Origin of the sequence: Serratia sp. FDAARGOS_506, from assembly GCF_003812745.1 — a bacterium.
GTDB lineage: Bacteria > Pseudomonadota > Gammaproteobacteria > Enterobacterales > Enterobacteriaceae > Serratia.
Genome location: NZ_CP033831.1, coordinates 1,091,302 through 1,108,487 on the forward strand (window position 1 = coordinate 1,091,302; position 17,186 = coordinate 1,108,487).

At 54.8% G+C, this 17,186-nt stretch carries 16 protein-coding genes, 1 tRNA gene and 2 rRNA genes; 6 read left to right on the forward strand and 13 right to left on the reverse strand.

The annotated features are described in order from the left end of the window. Positions 1 to 23: 23 nt before the first annotated feature. The 3 genes from EGY12_RS05420 to EGY12_RS05430 all read right to left on the reverse strand — a co-directional run bounded on the left by EGY12_RS05420 (position 24) and on the right by EGY12_RS05430 (position 4,873). Positions 24 to 2,929: ribosomal RNA gene (locus tag EGY12_RS05420) — 23S ribosomal RNA — on the reverse strand. Positions 2,930 to 3,168: 239 nt separating this feature from the next. Continuing rightward, a tRNA-Glu gene (locus tag EGY12_RS05425) sits at positions 3,169 to 3,244 on the reverse strand. 88 nt (positions 3,245 to 3,332) lie between these two features. Then, a 16S ribosomal RNA gene (locus EGY12_RS05430) occupies positions 3,333 to 4,873 on the reverse strand. Together the 16S and 23S rRNA genes with 1 tRNA gene alongside form the textbook arrangement of a ribosomal RNA operon. A gap of 506 nt (positions 4,874 to 5,379) precedes the next feature. Between EGY12_RS05430 and EGY12_RS05435 the strand changes: the two genes are divergently transcribed. Further along, entirely contained in the window at positions 5,380 to 5,922 is a 543-nt protein-coding gene (locus EGY12_RS05435) for a gamma carbonic anhydrase family protein (protein WP_123892816.1), read from the forward strand. A 38-nt stretch (positions 5,923 to 5,960) separates the two neighbouring features. Here the strand turns inward: EGY12_RS05435 and aroE are convergent, their stop codons facing one another. The 5 genes from aroE to dprA are packed head-to-tail and all read right to left on the reverse strand — an operon-like array spanning position 5,961 to position 9,505. Continuing rightward, entirely contained in the window at positions 5,961 to 6,779 is an 819-nt protein-coding gene (aroE, locus tag EGY12_RS05440) for a shikimate dehydrogenase (RefSeq protein WP_123892817.1), read from the reverse strand. An 11-nt stretch (positions 6,780 to 6,790) separates the two neighbouring features. Next, on the reverse strand, positions 6,791 to 7,360 hold the full coding sequence (gene tsaC / locus EGY12_RS05445; RefSeq protein ID WP_123892818.1) for an L-threonylcarbamoyladenylate synthase type 1 TsaC: 570 nt from the start codon (positions 7,358 to 7,360) through the stop codon (positions 6,791 to 6,793). A gap of 7 nt (positions 7,361 to 7,367) precedes the next feature. Then, complete coding sequence (locus tag EGY12_RS05450) at positions 7,368 to 7,913, reverse strand: type I DNA topoisomerase (RefSeq protein ID WP_123892819.1); 546 nt, start codon at positions 7,911 to 7,913, stop codon at positions 7,368 to 7,370. Positions 7,914 to 7,938: 25 nt separating this feature from the next. Beyond that, on the reverse strand, positions 7,939 to 8,412 hold the full coding sequence (gene smg, locus EGY12_RS05455; RefSeq protein ID WP_025160381.1) for a DUF494 family protein Smg: 474 nt from the start codon (positions 8,410 to 8,412) through the stop codon (positions 7,939 to 7,941). Next, positions 8,384 to 9,505, reverse strand: a complete 1,122-nt coding sequence (gene dprA, locus EGY12_RS05460) for a DNA-protecting protein DprA (protein WP_123892820.1) — start codon at positions 9,503 to 9,505, stop codon at positions 8,384 to 8,386. The genes smg and dprA overlap by 29 nt, the downstream gene beginning before the upstream one ends. 133 nt (positions 9,506 to 9,638) lie before the next feature. On the opposite strand from dprA, the gene def reads away from it, so the two are divergent. The 5 genes from def (at position 9,639) to mscL (ending at position 14,458) form a co-directional block, all read left to right on the forward strand. Then, the gene (def, locus tag EGY12_RS05465; RefSeq protein WP_028127622.1) at positions 9,639 to 10,148 is read left to right on the forward strand and encodes a peptide deformylase; all 510 of its coding nucleotides are present in this window, start codon (positions 9,639 to 9,641) and stop codon (positions 10,146 to 10,148) included. 17 nt (positions 10,149 to 10,165) lie between these two features. Continuing rightward, positions 10,166 to 11,110, forward strand: coding sequence for a methionyl-tRNA formyltransferase (fmt, locus tag EGY12_RS05470; protein WP_123892821.1), 945 nt, complete (start codon positions 10,166 to 10,168; stop codon positions 11,108 to 11,110). A 72-nt stretch (positions 11,111 to 11,182) separates the two neighbouring features. After that, positions 11,183 to 12,472, forward strand: a complete 1,290-nt coding sequence (rsmB, locus tag EGY12_RS05475; RefSeq protein WP_123892822.1) for a 16S rRNA (cytosine(967)-C(5))-methyltransferase RsmB — start codon at positions 11,183 to 11,185, stop codon at positions 12,470 to 12,472. 55 nt (positions 12,473 to 12,527) lie between these two features. Further along, positions 12,528 to 13,904, forward strand: coding sequence for a Trk system potassium transporter TrkA (gene trkA, locus EGY12_RS05480; protein ID WP_004929716.1), 1,377 nt, complete (start codon positions 12,528 to 12,530; stop codon positions 13,902 to 13,904). Between the two features lie 137 nt (positions 13,905 to 14,041). Next, positions 14,042 to 14,458: a large-conductance mechanosensitive channel protein MscL gene (gene mscL / locus EGY12_RS05485; protein WP_015379263.1), complete on the forward strand. Its 417-nt coding sequence runs from the start codon at positions 14,042 to 14,044 to the stop codon at positions 14,456 to 14,458. A 57-nt stretch (positions 14,459 to 14,515) separates the two neighbouring features. Here the strand turns inward: mscL and EGY12_RS05490 are convergent, their stop codons facing one another. The 5 genes from EGY12_RS05490 to rpoA all read right to left on the reverse strand — a co-directional run bounded on the left by EGY12_RS05490 (position 14,516) and on the right by rpoA (position 17,171). Continuing rightward, entirely contained in the window at positions 14,516 to 14,722 is a 207-nt protein-coding gene (locus tag EGY12_RS05490) for an alternative ribosome-rescue factor A (RefSeq protein WP_123892823.1), read from the reverse strand. Positions 14,723 to 14,797: 75 nt separating this feature from the next. After that, entirely contained in the window at positions 14,798 to 15,229 is a 432-nt protein-coding gene (zntR, locus tag EGY12_RS05495) for a Zn(2+)-responsive transcriptional regulator (RefSeq protein WP_033636251.1), read from the reverse strand. Beyond that, positions 15,229 to 15,603, reverse strand: a complete 375-nt coding sequence (locus EGY12_RS05500) for a DUF1992 domain-containing protein (RefSeq protein WP_123892824.1) — start codon at positions 15,601 to 15,603, stop codon at positions 15,229 to 15,231. Before EGY12_RS05500 ends, zntR begins: the two co-directional genes overlap by 1 nt. A 148-nt stretch (positions 15,604 to 15,751) precedes the next feature. Then, complete coding sequence (gene rplQ, locus EGY12_RS05505) at positions 15,752 to 16,141, reverse strand: 50S ribosomal protein L17 (protein WP_004929726.1); 390 nt, start codon at positions 16,139 to 16,141, stop codon at positions 15,752 to 15,754. A gap of 40 nt (positions 16,142 to 16,181) precedes the next feature. Continuing rightward, a complete protein-coding gene (gene rpoA, locus EGY12_RS05510) occupies positions 16,182 to 17,171 on the reverse strand; it encodes a DNA-directed RNA polymerase subunit alpha (protein ID WP_002919219.1) in 990 nt (329 codons plus the stop codon). Positions 17,172 to 17,186: the final 15 nt, after the last annotated feature.

The following is a 17,186-nucleotide window of genomic DNA, read 5'->3' on the forward strand; positions in this document are numbered from 1 at the left end:
CACCAAAACACCTTCGGTGTTGTAAGGTTAAGCCTCACGGATCATTAGTACTGGTTAGCTCAATGCATCGCTGCACTTACACACCCAGCCTATCAACGTCTTAGTCTTAAACGTTCCTTCAGGGGCCTTAAAGGCCCAGGGAAGACTCATCTTGAGGCAAGTTTCGCGCTTAGATGCTTTCAGCGCTTATCTTTTCCGCACTTAGCTACCGGGCAATGCCATTGGCATGACAACCCGAACACCAGTGGTGCGTTCACTCCGGTCCTCTCGTACTAGGAGCAACCCCTCTCAATCTTCCAACGCCCACGGCAGATAGGGACCGAACTGTCTCACGACGTTCTAAACCCAGCTCGCGTACCACTTTAAATGGCGAACAGCCATACCCTTGGGACCTACTTCAGCCCCAGGATGTGATGAGCCGACATCGAGGTGCCAAACACCGCCGTCGATATGAACTCTTGGGCGGTATCAGCCTGTTATCCCGGAGTACCTTTTATCCGTTGAGCGATGGCCCTTCCATTCAGAACCACCGGATCACTAAGACCTACTTTCGTACCTGCTCGAGCCGTCACTCTCGCAGTCAAGCTAGCTTATGCCTTTGCACTAACCTCACGATGTCCGACCGTGATTAGCTAACCTTCGTGCTCCTCCGTTACTCTTTGGGAGGAGACCGCCCCAGTCAAACTACCCACCAGACACTGTCCTCACCCCGGATCACGGGGCCGAGTTAGAACATCAAACATTAAAGGGTGGTATTTCAAGGATGGCTCCACGCAGACTGGCGTCCACGCTTCAAAGCCTCCCACCTATCCTACACATCAAGGCTCAATGTTCAGTGTCAAGCTATAGTAAAGGTTCACGGGGTCTTTCCGTCTTGCCGCGGGTACACTGCATCTTCACAGCGAGTTCAATTTCACTGAGTCTCGGGTGGAGACAGCCTGGCCATCATTACGCCATTCGTGCAGGTCGGAACTTACCCGACAAGGAATTTCGCTACCTTAGGACCGTTATAGTTACGGCCGCCGTTTACTGGGGCTTCGATCAAGAGCTTCGCCTTGCGGCTGACCCCATCAATTAACCTTCCAGCACCGGGCAGGCGTCACACCGTATACGTCCACTTTCGTGTTTGCACAGTGCTGTGTTTTATTAAACAGTTGCAGCCAGCTGGTATCTTCGACTGGCTTCAGCTCCATCCGCAAGGGACTTCACCTACATGCCAGCGTGCCTTCTCCCGAAGTTACGGCACCATTTTGCCTAGTTCCTTCACCCGAGTTCTCTCAAGCGCCTTGGTATTCTCTACCTGACCACCTGTGTCGGTTTGGGGTACGATTCAATGTTACCTGGAGCTTAGAGGATTTTCCTGGAAGCAGGGCATCAACTACTTCTGCACCGTAGTGCATCGTCATCACGCCTCAGGGTTGGTATGCAACCGGATTTACCAGGTCACACCCCCTACACGCTTAAACCGGGACAACCGTCGCCCGGCTAGCCTAGCCTTCTCCGTCCCCCCTTCGCAGTAACACCAAGTACAGGAATATTAACCTGTTTCCCATCGACTACGCTTTTCAGCCTCGCCTTAGGGGTCGACTCACCCTGCCCCGATTAACGTTGGACAGGAACCCTTGGTCTTCCGGCGAGCGGGCTTTTCACCCGCTTTATCGTTACTTATGTCAGCATTCGCACTTCTGATACCTCCAGCAACCCTCACAGGCCACCTTCAACGGCTTACAGAACGCTCCCCTACCCAACAACGCCTAAGCGTCGCTGCCGCAGCTTCGGTGCATGGTTTAGCCCCGTTACATCTTCCGCGCAGGCCGACTCGACCAGTGAGCTATTACGCTTTCTTTAAATGATGGCTGCTTCTAAGCCAACATCCTGGCTGTCTATGCCTTCCCACATCGTTTCCCACTTAACCATGACTTTGGGACCTTAGCTGGCGGTCTGGGTTGTTTCCCTCTTCACGACGGACGTTAGCACCCGCCGTGTGTCTCCCGTGATAACATTCTTCGGTATTCGGAGTTTGCATCGGTTTGGTAAGCCGGGATGGCCCCCTAGCCGAAACAGTGCTCTACCCCCGAAGATGAGTTCACGAGGCGCTACCTAAATAGCTTTCGGGGAGAACCAGCTATCTCCCGGTTTGATTGGCCTTTCACCCCCAGCCACAAGTCATCCGCTAATTTTTCAACATTAGTCGGTTCGGTCCTCCAGTTAGTGTTACCCAACCTTCAACCTGCCCATGGCTAGATCACCGGGTTTCGGGTCTATACCTTGCAACTAATCGCCCAGTTAAGACTCGGTTTCCCTACGGCTCCCCTATACGGTTAACCTTGCTACAAAATATAAGTCGCTGACCCATTATACAAAAGGTACGCAGTCACACCACGAAGGTGCTCCCACTGCTTGTACGTACACGGTTTCAGGTTCTATTTCACTCCCCTCGCCGGGGTTCTTTTCGCCTTTCCCTCACGGTACTGGTTCACTATCGGTCAGTCAGGAGTATTTAGCCTTGGAGGATGGTCCCCCCATATTCAGACAGGATGTCACGTGTCCCGCCCTACTCATCGAACTCACAACCTGTGCATTTTAGTGTACGGGGCTATCACCCTTTACTGCGCGACTTTCCAGACGCTTCCACTAACACACAAGCCGATTCAGGTTCTGGGCTCCTCCCCGTTCGCTCGCCGCTACTGGGGGAATCTCGGTTGATTTCTTTTCCTCGGGGTACTTAGATGTTTCAGTTCCCCCGGTTCGCCTCATGCCACTATGTATTCATGACATGATAGTGTGTCGAAACACACTGGGTTTCCCCATTCGGGTATCGCCGGTTATAACGGTTCATATCACCTTACCGACGCTTTTCGCAGATTAGCACGCCCTTCATCGCCTCTGACTGCCTAGGCATCCACCGTGTACGCTTAGTCACTTAACCTCACAACCCGAAGATGTTTCCATCGTTCGTGCTGCAAACATTTGAGAGACTCTATGACAGGTTACTCTTTATCCCAATACATCTACGGAGGGATAAATTTCAGCCGTCATGTTTCAATTTTCAGCTTGTTCCAGATTGTTAAAGAGCAATATCTTAAACATGACTCGAAAGTCATCTTTAAGATATGGTGTATCGTCAGATACTGAGGACCGCCGCTTTCACCGGGTGGGTCGGAAGCTTGGCGTCCCCTAGGGGATTCGAACCCCTGTTACCGCCGTGAAAGGGCGGTGTCCTAGGCCTCTAGACGAAGGGGACACGACACCGTACTTTTATGACGCTTTTGCTCGTTACTTTTTCATCAGACAATCTGTGTGAGCACGCCACTCGAACTAATATCTTTAGGTAAGGAGGTGATCCAACCGCAGGTTCCCCTACGGTTACCTTGTTACGACTTCACCCCAGTCATGAATCACAAAGTGGTAAGCGCCCTCCCGAAGGTTAAGCTACCTACTTCTTTTGCAACCCACTCCCATGGTGTGACGGGCGGTGTGTACAAGGCCCGGGAACGTATTCACCGTAGCATTCTGATCTACGATTACTAGCGATTCCGACTTCATGGAGTCGAGTTGCAGACTCCAATCCGGACTACGACATACTTTATGAGGTCCGCTTGCTCTCGCGAGGTCGCTTCTCTTTGTATATGCCATTGTAGCACGTGTGTAGCCCTACTCGTAAGGGCCATGATGACTTGACGTCATCCCCACCTTCCTCCAGTTTATCACTGGCAGTCTCCTTTGAGTTCCCGGCCGAACCGCTGGCAACAAAGGATAAGGGTTGCGCTCGTTGCGGGACTTAACCCAACATTTCACAACACGAGCTGACGACAGCCATGCAGCACCTGTCTCAGAGTTCCCGAAGGCACCAATCCATCTCTGGAAAGTTCTCTGGATGTCAAGAGTAGGTAAGGTTCTTCGCGTTGCATCGAATTAAACCACATGCTCCACCGCTTGTGCGGGCCCCCGTCAATTCATTTGAGTTTTAACCTTGCGGCCGTACTCCCCAGGCGGTCGATTTAACGCGTTAGCTCCGGAAGCCACGCCTCAAGGGCACAACCTCCAAATCGACATCGTTTACAGCGTGGACTACCAGGGTATCTAATCCTGTTTGCTCCCCACGCTTTCGCACCTGAGCGTCAGTCTTCGTCCAGGGGGCCGCCTTCGCCACCGGTATTCCTCCAGATCTCTACGCATTTCACCGCTACACCTGGAATTCTACCCCCTCTACGAGACTCTAGCTTGCCAGTTTCAAATGCAGTTCCCAGGTTGAGCCCGGGGATTTCACATCTGACTTAACAAACCGCCTGCGTGCGCTTTACGCCCAGTAATTCCGATTAACGCTTGCACCCTCCGTATTACCGCGGCTGCTGGCACGGAGTTAGCCGGTGCTTCTTCTGCGAGTAACGTCAATTGATGAACGTATTAAGTTCACCACCTTCCTCCTCGCTGAAAGTGCTTTACAACCCGAAGGCCTTCTTCACACACGCGGCATGGCTGCATCAGGCTTGCGCCCATTGTGCAATATTCCCCACTGCTGCCTCCCGTAGGAGTCTGGACCGTGTCTCAGTTCCAGTGTGGCTGGTCATCCTCTCAGACCAGCTAGGGATCGTCGCCTAGGTGAGCCATTACCCCACCTACTAGCTAATCCCATCTGGGCACATCTGATGGCAAGAGGCCCGAAGGTCCCCCTCTTTGGTCTTGCGACGTTATGCGGTATTAGCTACCGTTTCCAGTAGTTATCCCCCTCCATCAGGCAGTTTCCCAGACATTACTCACCCGTCCGCCGCTCGTCACCCAGGGAGCAAGCTCCCCTGTGCTACCGCTCGACTTGCATGTGTTAAGCCTGCCGCCAGCGTTCAATCTGAGCCATGATCAAACTCTTCAATTAAAAGCTTGATTTGCTTCCACTCGAGAAGCGATGCTCAAAGATTTACTGCATGAATTTTACTTCAGTTAGTCACTCTTCAAGACTTGATATTTTTTTGCATCCAAAGATGCTGGATATCGTCTTGTGGAGTGCCCACACAGATTGTCTGATAAATTGTTAAAGAGCAGTGAGTTAGGCGCTTTCGCTTGCTAACTCGAGGTGGCGTATATTACGCTTTCCTCTTTCAGAGTCAACCCTAATTTTCAGGATTTTTTCTCTTTCTTCCCGGCCGCTGTGTGAAGTGAATCACTTGCGCCGTGTCGATGGAGGCGCATTATAGGGATCCGAGTTTTTTGCACAACCCCTTTTTTGATCTTTTCTTTCTGTTTGCACACTTTTCAGCCCTTCCGGGTGGATCTTGTGCGATCAGGGCCATTTTCCGCAGGATCCGGCGCTGCGATTGGTTGTAATTCCATCGCCAGAGTCTAGTATTGCCGGTAAATATGATCCCGACGTGAGGCAGCACTATGTCCGATGCAGTACGTTCTTATCTTCAATACACCCCTAAACTCGGTCAACGCGTCTTGATCGATCCTTCCAGCGTCGTGATTGGTGACGTCGATCTGGCGGATGACGTCAGCATCTGGCCGCTGGTCGCCATCCGCGGCGACGTCAATGCGGTAAATATCGGCGCGCGCAGCAACATACAGGACGGCAGCGTACTGCATGTGACTCACCGCTCCGAACATAACCCCGACGGTTATCCCCTGTTGATTGGAGAAGACGTGACCGTAGGCCATAAAGCGATGCTGCACGGCTGCGCCATCGGCAACCGGGTGCTGGTCGGTATGGGATCGATCCTGCTGGACGGTGTAGTAGTAGAAGACGACGTGATGATTGGCGCCGGCAGTTTGGTGGCGCCGGGTAAACGTCTGGCCAGCGGCTATCTCTATATGGGCAGCCCGGCACGCCAGGTGCGGCCGTTGACCGCCGCCGAGTTGGAAGGGTTGCTTTATTCCTCTAACAACTATGTACGCTGGAAAGATGAATACCTGTCAGAAGACATCTGACGGACGCCCCGTTCCCTATAAAGAGAACGGGGTAGGATTCATGCCGCCAGTTCGCTGCGCAGCTGGCGCAATACCGGCTCGATCTCTGGCATCACTCCGTGCCAAAGCAGGAAAGCATGCGCCGCCTGCCCCACCAACATGCCCAGCCCATCGGCATATTCCGTTGCGCTCTGCTGCTGCGCCCAGGCCAGGAACGGCGTGACACCCTGCTGATAGAACATGTCATAGCAACGGGTTTGCGCATTGACTACGCCCGCAGGCAACGCCGGGATCTCCCCGCTGATGCCGGACGCCGTCGCATTGATCACCAGATCGAACGCTTGTTGATCCAGCTGATCCATCGGCGCCGCCGAGATCTCCCCCAGATGCCGGAAAGCGTGGGCCAACTCTTGGGCCCGGCTGAAGGTACGGTTGGTGATCGTGAGCCGGCAGCCGAAAGACAGCAGCGGCAGGATCACACCGCGCGCCGCGCCGCCGGCGCCCACCAGCAGAATGCGATCCTGCACCCGGATCAATTGCTGACGCTGCAGATCGGTCAGCAAACCGATGCCGTCGGTGTTATCCCCCAATAGATCGCCATTAGGCAATACCTTTAAGGTATTGACCGCTCCGGCCATCGCCGCGCGTTCGCTCAGCTCGGAGGCGAGCTCATAAGCACGCTCTTTGAAAGGTACCGTGACGTTCGCCCCCAGTCCTCCGGCGTGGATAAACGCCTGCAGGCTGGTTTCAAAACCGTCCAGCGGCGCCAACACCGCTCCATAAGGATGCTCAATGCCGGTCTGGGCAGCAAACAACGCATGAATTCGCGGCGACTTGCTGTGGCCAATAGGGTTGCCAAATACCGCAAACTTCTCCATGCCCATTACCCCTAGCCCTGACGGATTTGCTCGCCGGTCAGAGCATCTCTGATTTCGGAAGGATTAAGACGGCCACCCACCTCGCCGGCCAATACCGGGAAAGCTTCGCCAAATTGCCGTGTGACCTCATCCGCACTACGGCACGGTTCCAGCCCACTGAGATTGGCACTGGTCGACACTAGCGGCTTGCCGTACTGCCGACACAGCTGCTGCACCAACGGATGATCGCTGACACGCACCGCCAGCGAGCTGAAACACCCGGTCAGTAAACGTGGCGTCTCCGGCCGAGCAGGCAACACCCAGGTTACCGGCCCAGGCCAGCTGGCGAACATCGTCGCGCGCTGCTGTTCGCTAAGCGTGCTGTCATCGATGTAAGGCTTCAGCTGCGCATAGTCGGCGGCGATCAGAATCAGCCCCTTTTCCCACGGCCGCTGTTTCAACGCCAGCAGCGCATTGACCGCCTGTTCGCTGTCGGGATCGCATCCCAGCCCGAATACCGCTTCGGTGGGATAGGCAATCACCTGCTGTTGATGCAAAGCATCGATGATAGATAAAAGGTTCGGACTTAATTCTGAGTTCATGATGTGATTATTCTGTAGTCGCGACGGGTTTTCCGCACAGCTTGCTGGCACAGCACAGGACGGGGCCTTTTGCCGTGCGCTTTTCCATCAGCAACGGATAATGGCAATAGGCGCATTCACCGGCGACGGGTTTAACATTGAGGGCGAATTGGCATTCCGGATAACGATCGCAGGAATGAAAAACCTTGCCGTAGCGCGACTTACGCTGCAGCAGCTTGCCCTGACCGCACTGCGGACAGGTAATGGCGGTTTCGTCAGGTTTATCGATCACTTCAGTGTGATCGCACTGCGGATAATCGCTGCAGCCGATAAACATGCCATAGCGCCCCTGACGCAGCACCAACGTCGCCTGGCACTTCGGGCACTGCTGCCCATCCAGCACCTTCACGATATGCCCATCGGCCTGCGCTTTCAGCGGGCGAATATATTGGCATTGAGGATACTGGGAACAGCCGAGGAAGGGGCCGTGGCGACCGCTACGGATCACCAGCTCGGCCCCGCATTCCGGACAGGGTTCATTTTGCCTGGCGGCAAAAATCGCGTTTTTTGTCATAACGTCTTCTATGCGCGTTATCGGCTCAATGCAGATAACCTTCGTTCACTTCAAACAACAGTTCTTCCATTTGCTGATAGGCGCTTTCATATCCGGGGATATTAAACAGCACCATCAACACGACCCATTTCAGATCTTCGAGATCGAATTCCGCATTATCCAAGGCCATAACGCGGTCGATAACCATTTCACGGGTTTCGAGGTTCAATACCTGAATCTGTTCCAGGAACAGGAGAAAACCACGGCAGCCGGCATCCAAACGCGCACCTTCCTCTTCGGTGTAGATCCGCATTGCCAGCGGATCGGCATCCATAAAGTAAGGCGCATTTTGACCTTCTTGCAGGTCAGCCAACTTCTCAAGCCAATTCAACGCGTTATAGATATCATCCCGATGAAACCCCGCCTGAGCGAGATCATCGGTCAGTTGATCCTGATCGACGCGCATCTCTGGTTCATTGTGGATATAAGTTTCAAACAAGTACATGAGTACGTCGAACATGGCTTGCCCTCCTTATTCGGACATAGCCGCCGGGTACAGCTGCGATCCACCCTGCTAACTCCAGTTCGAGTAACTTGATTACCACCACTGGCACAGGTTGGCCGGCACGTTCAGCGACGACGTCAACAGGTGTCACCTCATCTCCTACGTTAGCCAACACATCGGCAAATGGCAATTCAACTTCAGCCTGTGACGCACAAATAGTTGTATTTTCGTTCAGTGACAGCCATTGAAGGCCGCTTCCCAGCAATTCTGCGATATCTTTCGGCCCGGTGACCAGATGCGCGCCCTGTTGGATCAGCCAGTGCGTCCCCTCGCTCATCGGGTTTCCTAATGGCCCAGGCAAGGCAAACACCTCACGGCCCTGACCCAACGCATAGCGAGCGGTCACCAGGGTACCGCTACGCAACGAGGCTTCAATAACCAGAACCCCCTGGCTCAGCCCGCTGATAATGCGGTTGCGGCGCGGAAAATGATCGGCCAGAGGTAAATCGGTAACTAAATGATCTGAAATCACCGCGCCGCCCTGCCCGGTAATCTGCTCCGCGAGCCTGCGATGCCGGCGTGGATAGACATTGGCTAGCCCGCTGCCCAATACCGCTACCGTGCAACCACCGGCCGCCAGCGCTGCACGATGGCAAATGCCGTCGATGCCAATCGCCAAACCGCTGGTGATGGTGAAACCGCAACGCGCCAATTCCTCGGCAAAATGGTTAGCCCAACGCTCGCCGTAGTGGCTGAACTGCCGGCTGCCAACCATGGCGAGCTGCGGGTACAATAACGCCTGAGGATCGCCCTCGATCAGCAGAAACAGCGGCGCATCGTCGATCTGGGCCAGGCGCTCGGGATAGCCGGCCGCCCCGTAGTTCACCATATGGTGTGCCGGGTCCTCCAGCCAACGCAGGGTCGCCGCCAGATAGCCGGTATCCACCTGGTTGAACTGTGCCTGCTGCCGTTCGTTTAATCCCAGTTCACGCAACGCGCTGCGAGGCTCGCAACCCATTTGCGATAGCTGCTGCACGATCCGGCTGGCCACGACGGTCTGTAACCCCGTTACTCCTCGCATTCGTAAAGCGATCTCTTCCAGCCGCATCGTCTGTTCCCTCAGCAAAAACGGTGGTATTACCAATCTGAGCAATTGGTGCGCAATGCTGTCAATCAGGCCGGGAAATGTCTAGAATAGAGGTTAAACCTCGTTCATTACTCGGATACAGATCTAAAGATATATGTCAGTCTTGCAGGTATTACATTTCCCAGACGAGCGTCTGCGCAAAGTCGCAGCGCCGGTAAAAGAAGTCAATGCGGATATCCAGCGCATCGTGGATGATATGTTTGAAACCATGTACGCAGAGGAAGGTATTGGCCTGGCTGCGACTCAGGTGGATATCCATCAGCGCATTATCGTGATCGACGTCTCCGAGAATCGCGATCAGCGCCTGGTCCTGATCAACCCGGAGCTGCTGGAAAAAAGCGGCGAAACCGGTATCGAGGAAGGCTGTCTTTCCATTCCCGAGCAGCGTGCGTTGGTACCACGTGCTGCACAGGTGAAGATCCGCGCGCTGGATCGCGACGGCAAACCTTTCGAGCTGGAAGCGGACGATCTGCTGGCGATCTGCATCCAACACGAGATGGATCACCTGATGGGCAAGCTGTTCGTCGATTACCTGTCGCCGCTCAAGCGCCAGCGCATTCGTCAGAAACTGGAAAAAATGGCCAAGCTTCAAGCCCGCGCCTAACCGATCAGGAAATCAACGTGTCTGACTCTTTACGGATTATTTTTGCCGGAACCCCAGACTTCGCAGCGCGTCACCTTGACGCGCTGTTGTCATCTGAGCACCAGATTGTCGGCGTATTCACCCAGCCCGACCGCCCGGCGGGCCGCGGCAACAAGCTGACGCCCAGCCCGGTCAAAGTGCTGGCCGAACAACACCAACTGCCGGTATTTCAGCCCAAATCGCTGCGCCCCGAAGAGAATCAGCACCTAGTGGCCGATCTCAACGCCGACGTAATGGTGGTGGTCGCCTACGGGCTGATCCTGCCGCAAGCCGTGTTGGATATGCCACGCCTCGGCTGCATCAACGTACACGGCTCGCTTCTGCCACGCTGGCGTGGCGCAGCGCCTATCCAGCGTTCGCTCTGGGCCGGCGACAGCGAAACCGGCGTGACCATCATGCAGATGGATGTCGGTCTCGATACCGGCGACATGATGCACAAAATTGCCTGCCCGATTGAGAGCAGCGATACCAGCGCCAGTCTCTACGACAAGCTGGCCCAGCTAGGCCCACAGGGCATGCTGACTACGCTGCGCCAAATGGCCGACGGCAGCGCCATCCGTGAGGTGCAGGACGAAGCGCAAGTCACCTACGCTGAAAAACTGAGCAAAGAAGAAGCGCGTCTGGACTGGAGCCTGTCTGCCGCCCAGCTGGAGCGCTGCATCCGCGCCTTCAACCCTTGGCCGATCAGCTACTTCACCATCGACGATCAACCAGTGAAAGTGTGGCAAGCCAGCGTACTGGCGCAAAGCACCAACGCGGAGCCAGGCACCGTTGTCCATGCCGACAAGCACGGCATTCAGGTAGCGACCGCCGACGGTATTCTCAATCTGATCCAACTACAGCCCGCCGGCAAGAAACCGATGTCGGCGCAAGACCTGTTAAATTCACGCCGTGAATGGTTTACCCCGGGCAACCGGCTGTAAGTCACCCCACTGCCCGGCCGCTCATCGCCGGGCCGTTATTTTCTCAATGCCGATCGTTATCAGCTTTAGCCTATGAAAAATAATTACAATCTCCGCAGCATCGCTGCCAAAGCCATCGGCCAGGTGCTGGATCAGGGGCAGTCGCTCAGCACTGTCCTGCCGGCGCTGCAAACTTCCATCAGCGACAAAGACCGCGGGTTGTTGCAGGAACTGTGCTTCGGCACGTTACGCGTACTGCCGCAACTCGAATGGTGCATTCAGCAATTGATGGCCAAACCGCTGACCGGCAAGCAGCGTACGCTGCACTATTTGCTGATGGTCGGCCTGTACCAGCTGCTGTATACCCGCATCCCGGCGCACGCCGTACTGGCGGAAACCGTAGAAGGCGCGGTTGCGCTGAAACGTCCACAGTTGAAAGGCCTGATTAACGGCGTATTGCGGCAATTCCAGCGCCAGCAGGAAGAGCTGCTGCAGCGCGCCGCCAATAATGACAGTCGCTATCTGCACCCCAGCTGGCTGCTCAAACGCATTCAACAGGCTTATCCCGCCAACTGGGAAAAGATCGTCGACGCGAATAACCAGAAACCGCCGATGTGGCTGCGTGTCAATCGCCTGCATCACACCCGTGATGCCTATCTGCAGCTGCTAACCGACGCCGGCATCGCCGCGGAGTCTCATGCAAACTATGCGGACGCGGTGCGCTTGCTGGCGCCTTGCGCCGTGACCGATCTGCCAGGGTTCGCCGACGGCTGGGTCACCGTGCAAGATGCCTCAGCCCAGGGATGTGTCGATCTGTTGGATCCGCAAGACGGCGAACAGATCCTCGACTTGTGCGCCGCGCCTGGCGGTAAAACCACGCATATTCTGGAAGCGGCGCCGAAATCGCACGTCATGGCCGTCGATATCGACGAACAGCGTCTGGCGCGGGTGAAAGAAAACCTGCAGCGCCTGCGTTTGCACGCCGAAGTTAAACTGGGCGATGGCCGTACGCCGCAGCAGTGGTGCGGTGACAAACAGTTCGACCGGATCCTGCTGGACGCACCTTGTTCCGCCACCGGCGTGATCCGCCGTCACCCCGACATCAAATGGCTGCGCCGCGATCGCGACATAGCCGAACTCGCCGCGCTACAGGCCGAAATCCTGGAAGCCGTCTGGCCACATCTGAAGTCGGGCGGCGTGATGGTGTACGCCACCTGCTCTATCCTACCGGATGAAAACAGCAGCCAGATCGCTGCGTTCTTGCAGCGCCACACCGATGCCAAGCTGGTTGAAACCGGCGATGCGCAGCGGCCAGGGCGGCAGAATATCCCGCATCCCGAGGATGGCGATGGCTTCTTTTACGCTAAGCTGATTAAAATGTAATGCTTCAGGGCGTGCGTGCGCGCCCTAAGTCTTTCAGTGTGAAGCAGAGAACACGATGAAAATAATTATTCTTGGTGCCGGTCAGGTTGGCGGGACGCTGGCGGAAAACCTGGTGGGTGAAAACAACGATATCACCGTCGTCGATACCGATTCCGGCCGGTTGCGTCAGCTGCAGGATAAATTCGATCTGCGCGTGGTTCAGGGACACGGCTCCCACCCTCGGGTGCTGCGTGAAGCCGGCGCGGAAGACGCCGACATGCTGGTCGCCGTCACCAACTCCGACGAAACCAACATGATCGCCTGCCAGATCGCCTATTCTCTGTTTAATACCCCCAACCGTATCGCCCGCATCCGCGCGCCGGAATATATTCGCGAGTCGGAGAAACTGTTCCTGCCGGAAGCGGTGCCGATCGACCATCTGATTTCGCCGGAGCAGCTGGTCATCGATTATATCTACAAGCTGATTGAATACCCTGGCGCGCTGCAGGTGGTCAACTTCGCCGAAGGCAAGGTCAGCATCGCTGCGGTTAAAGCCTATTACGGCGGCCCGCTGGTCGGCAATGCGCTCTCTTCGATGCGCGAGCACATGCCACATATCGACACCCGCGTCGCCGCTATTTTCCGCCAGGACCGACCGATCCGTCCGCAAGGCTCGACCATTATCGAAGCCGGTGATGAAGTCTTCTTCGTCGCCGCCTCACAACACATCCGTGCGGTGATGAGCGAACTGCAACGGCTGGAAAAACCTTATAAACGCATCATGATCGTCGGCGGCGGCAACGTCGGCGCAGGCCTGGCCGCCAAACTGGAAAAAGACTACAACGTCAAACTGATCGAGCGCAATCAGCAACGCGCCGCCGAACTGGCCGAACAGCTGCACGATACCATCGTGTTCTACGGCGATGCCTCCGATCAGGAGCTGCTGGCCGAAGAGCACGTTGAGCAGGTGGATGTCTTCATCGCCATCACCAACGACGATGAAGCCAACATCATGTCGGCGATGCTGGCCAAACGCATGGGCGCCAAGAAGGTAATGGTATTGATCCAGCGCCGCGCCTATGTCGATCTGGTGCAAGGCAGCGTGATCGATATTGCCATTTCACCCCAGCAGGCGACCATATCCGCCCTGTTGGGACACGTGCGCAAAGCGGATATCGTCAGCGTCTCGTCGTTGCGCCGCGGTGTAGCGGAAGCGATCGAAGCGATTGCTCACGGCGATGAAAGCACCTCCAAAGTGGTCGGGCGCATCGTCGAAGACATTAAGCTGCCACCGGGCACCACTATCGGCGCTATCGTGCGCGGCGACGACGTGATCATCGCCAACGGTAACAGCAAGATCGAACAGGGCGATCACGTCATCATGTTTATTACCGACAAGAAATTCGTACCGGACGTTGAACGCTTGTTCCAACCAAGCCCGTTCTTCTTGTAGAACGAATTTATTTGGCGATGGTCTATAATCGCGTGGTTGTTCTCTGCCTTGGGAAGAGATAAAACTTCTCTCCTTTTGTGGCAAAGGGAAATTGCTTTGTTAAACTTGAGTTATTAATTCTGCAAGGGGTGCGTTCTATGAGTATGTTGAAAGAGTTTCGCGAATTTGCCATGCGTGGCAACGTGGTCGATCTGGCCGTCGGTGTGATTATCGGTGCCGCGTTCGGCAAGATTGTTTCGTCCTTCGTGGCCGATATCATCATGCCACCGCTGGGCTTACTGATCGGTGGTGTCGACTTTAAACAGTTCCATCTGGTATTACGTGAAGCTCAGGGCGCCGTGCCGGCGGTAGTAATGAATTACGGTTCATTCATCCAAACCGTGTTCGACTTCGTGATTGTCGCCTTCGCCATCTTCCTGGCGATTAAATTGATGAACAAAATGCGCCGCAAGCAGGAAGAAGCGCCGGCAGCGCCGCCAGAACCTACTGCAGAAGAGAAACTGCTGACGGAAATTCGTGACTTGCTGAGCCAGCAACAGCAGCCAAAACTGTAAAACAGCGTTTGGTTATGCCAATAAAAAGCCACCTGATGAAGGTGGCTTTTTTAATGCTTAAAACCAGAAGGCCAGTGGTAAATTATCGCTTGATTGTTTACCACTGGCCTCCCAGTTACCGCCCTTAGTGTGTTTTTCTTTACGCCGATAGCTGCCTTTGCCTTTCACATTCTTTTCTACTCGTTGACGGAATAGCGGATCATGCAGCAGCGCCTCAATGGCGTTATCTTGAATCTGACCTTTAGTGTGACGATATTTCGTCATGATAATGCTCCTGTAAAAGGTGGGGTAATAAAACGGGGCGATAATACTGCCGGCAGTATAAAAATTAAAGTGCCGTCAGCAACCTTTTTTGCCTTTTTCATCGCTTGCGCCCTGTTCCAGGGCCTCCAAAATAGAGCAATAATTGCTGGTATGGGCAGTGCCGCAGCAGGCATCACTCAGCCGCTTCAGCGATTCGCGCATACGAGTCAGCTCCGCCAACTTGCTTTCCACTTCGCTCAGGCGCGCATCGACGATCGACTTCGATTCCTGGCAGGTATGATGCTCAGGATCGACGCGGATCGACAGCAACTCGGCGATCGTTTCCAGAGTAAACCCCAGCTGCTTGGCATAGCGAATGAAGCGAAGCCGCTGCAGATCCTGTTCGGTATACAGCCGATAGCCGCCTTCGGTGCGAACATTGTGATCCATCATGCCCTGCTTTTCATAGTAACGTACGGTATCCGGCGTCACTTCGGCAAGCTTGGCCAACTGACCTATCTTGAACATTACTTCTCCTCTCGGGTGAATTTGCCGTCCAGCGCGCGCTGATATTCACCATGTAAGAAATCCGTGCTCATTCCGGCTTGACGCAACCGATGTTCCAACAGCGCCATGCGTTTGCTGAGCTCGACATAATCCGGGTGCTCATTGTTAATCCCTTGCAGCAGGCGAGCAACGGTCAATGCCTCTTTGCGATCTTCCAGTGCCGGTGGCAGGTAACCGGCATTTTTCAGCAGACGGTAACCGGCGCGTAGCTCGGCCGGTACCGCGCTGTCATCTTCCAGCGCCAACGGTTGGCCCTGGCCGGGCAGATTGTCGAACTCGCCTTTATCCTGAGCATCAAGGATATGACGTTCCGCCCATTGATCGAGCAGCCACATAACAGACAGCCTCGCTTAACGTAATGAATAAGCCTTAGCATAACGGATGGGAGCAGGGATCTTAAGCACAGCGGGGGAATTACGCACATTTGGCTGGGTTTGGACGTAAAAAAACCGGGCAAGCCCGGTTTTTTTACGCGTCTACAGATTACTCTGCAGTTGCTACTTCTGCTTGAGACTCAGCACGATCAACCAGCTCGATGTATGCCATCGGCGCGTTGTCGCCTGCGCGGAAGCCACACTTCAGAATGCGAGTGTAACCACCGGCACGGCTCGCGAAACGCGGGCCCAGCTCGTTAAACAGTTTTGCCACGATCTCGTTATCACGAGTACGGGCGAATGCCAGACGACGATTAGCTACGCTGTCGGTCTTGGCAAGAGTAATCAGCGGCTCAACAACGCGACGCAGCTCTTTTGCTTTTGGCAGGGTCGTCTTGATGATCTCATGACGAACCAAAGAGCCGGCCATGTTACGGAACATAGCCTGGCGATGGCTGCTGTTACGGTTCAGTTGACGACCACTCTTACGATGGCGCATGACCTTATCCTTCTCAGTAAAACCTTAACCTGTGATCCGGTTACTCGTCAGCAATGCTTGCCGGCGGCCAGTTTTCCAGGCGCATGCCCAGAGACAGACCACGTGAGGCCAGCACGTCTTTAATCTCGGTAAGAGATTTTTTACCCAGGTTTGGCGTTTTCAGCAACTCAACCTCGGTACGCTGTACCAGATCACCGATGTAGTGGATAGCTTCTGCCTTGAGGCAGTTAGCAGAGCGGACAGTCAATTCCAGATCGTCAACAGGGCGCAGCAAGATCGGATCGAATTCCGGTTTCTCTTCTTTAACTTCCGGCTGACGTACATCACGCAGGTCAACGAAAGCTTCAAGTTGTTCAGCCAGAATGGTGGCCGCACGGCGGATCGCCTCTTCAGGATCGATCGTGCCATTGGTCTCCATCTCGATGACCAGCTTATCCAAGTCAGTACGCTGTTCTACACGCGCAGCTTCAACATTGTAGGCGATACGCTCTACAGGGCTGTAGCAGGCGTCAACCAACAGACGACCGATTGGGCGCTCATCTTCTTCCGAATGAATTCGGGCAGAAGCCGGCACATAACCGCGACCGCGCTGAACTTTGATACGCATGCTGATAGCCGCGTTCTCATCAGTCAGGTGGCAGATCACGTGCTGAGGCTTGACGATTTCGACATCACCATCATGGGTGATGTCGGCAGCGGTCACAGGGCCAATGCCAGATTTATTCAGGGTAAGAATAACTTCGTCTTTGCCTTGAACTCTCACCGCCAGCCCTTTCAGGTTGAGCAGGATCTCCAGGATATCTTCCTGTACGCCTTCTTTGGTGCTGTACTCATGCAGTACACCATCAATCTCAACCTCGGTCACCGCGCAACCCGGCATAGATGAAAGCAGAATACGGCGCAGTGCGTTGCCAAGAGTATGGCCAAAGCCACGCTCTAAAGGCTCAAGGGTCACCTTGGCGTGCGTCGAACTGACTTGCTCGATATCTACCAGGCGCGGTTTTAGAAACTCTGTCACAGAACCCTGCATTGTGTCCTCTCTTTG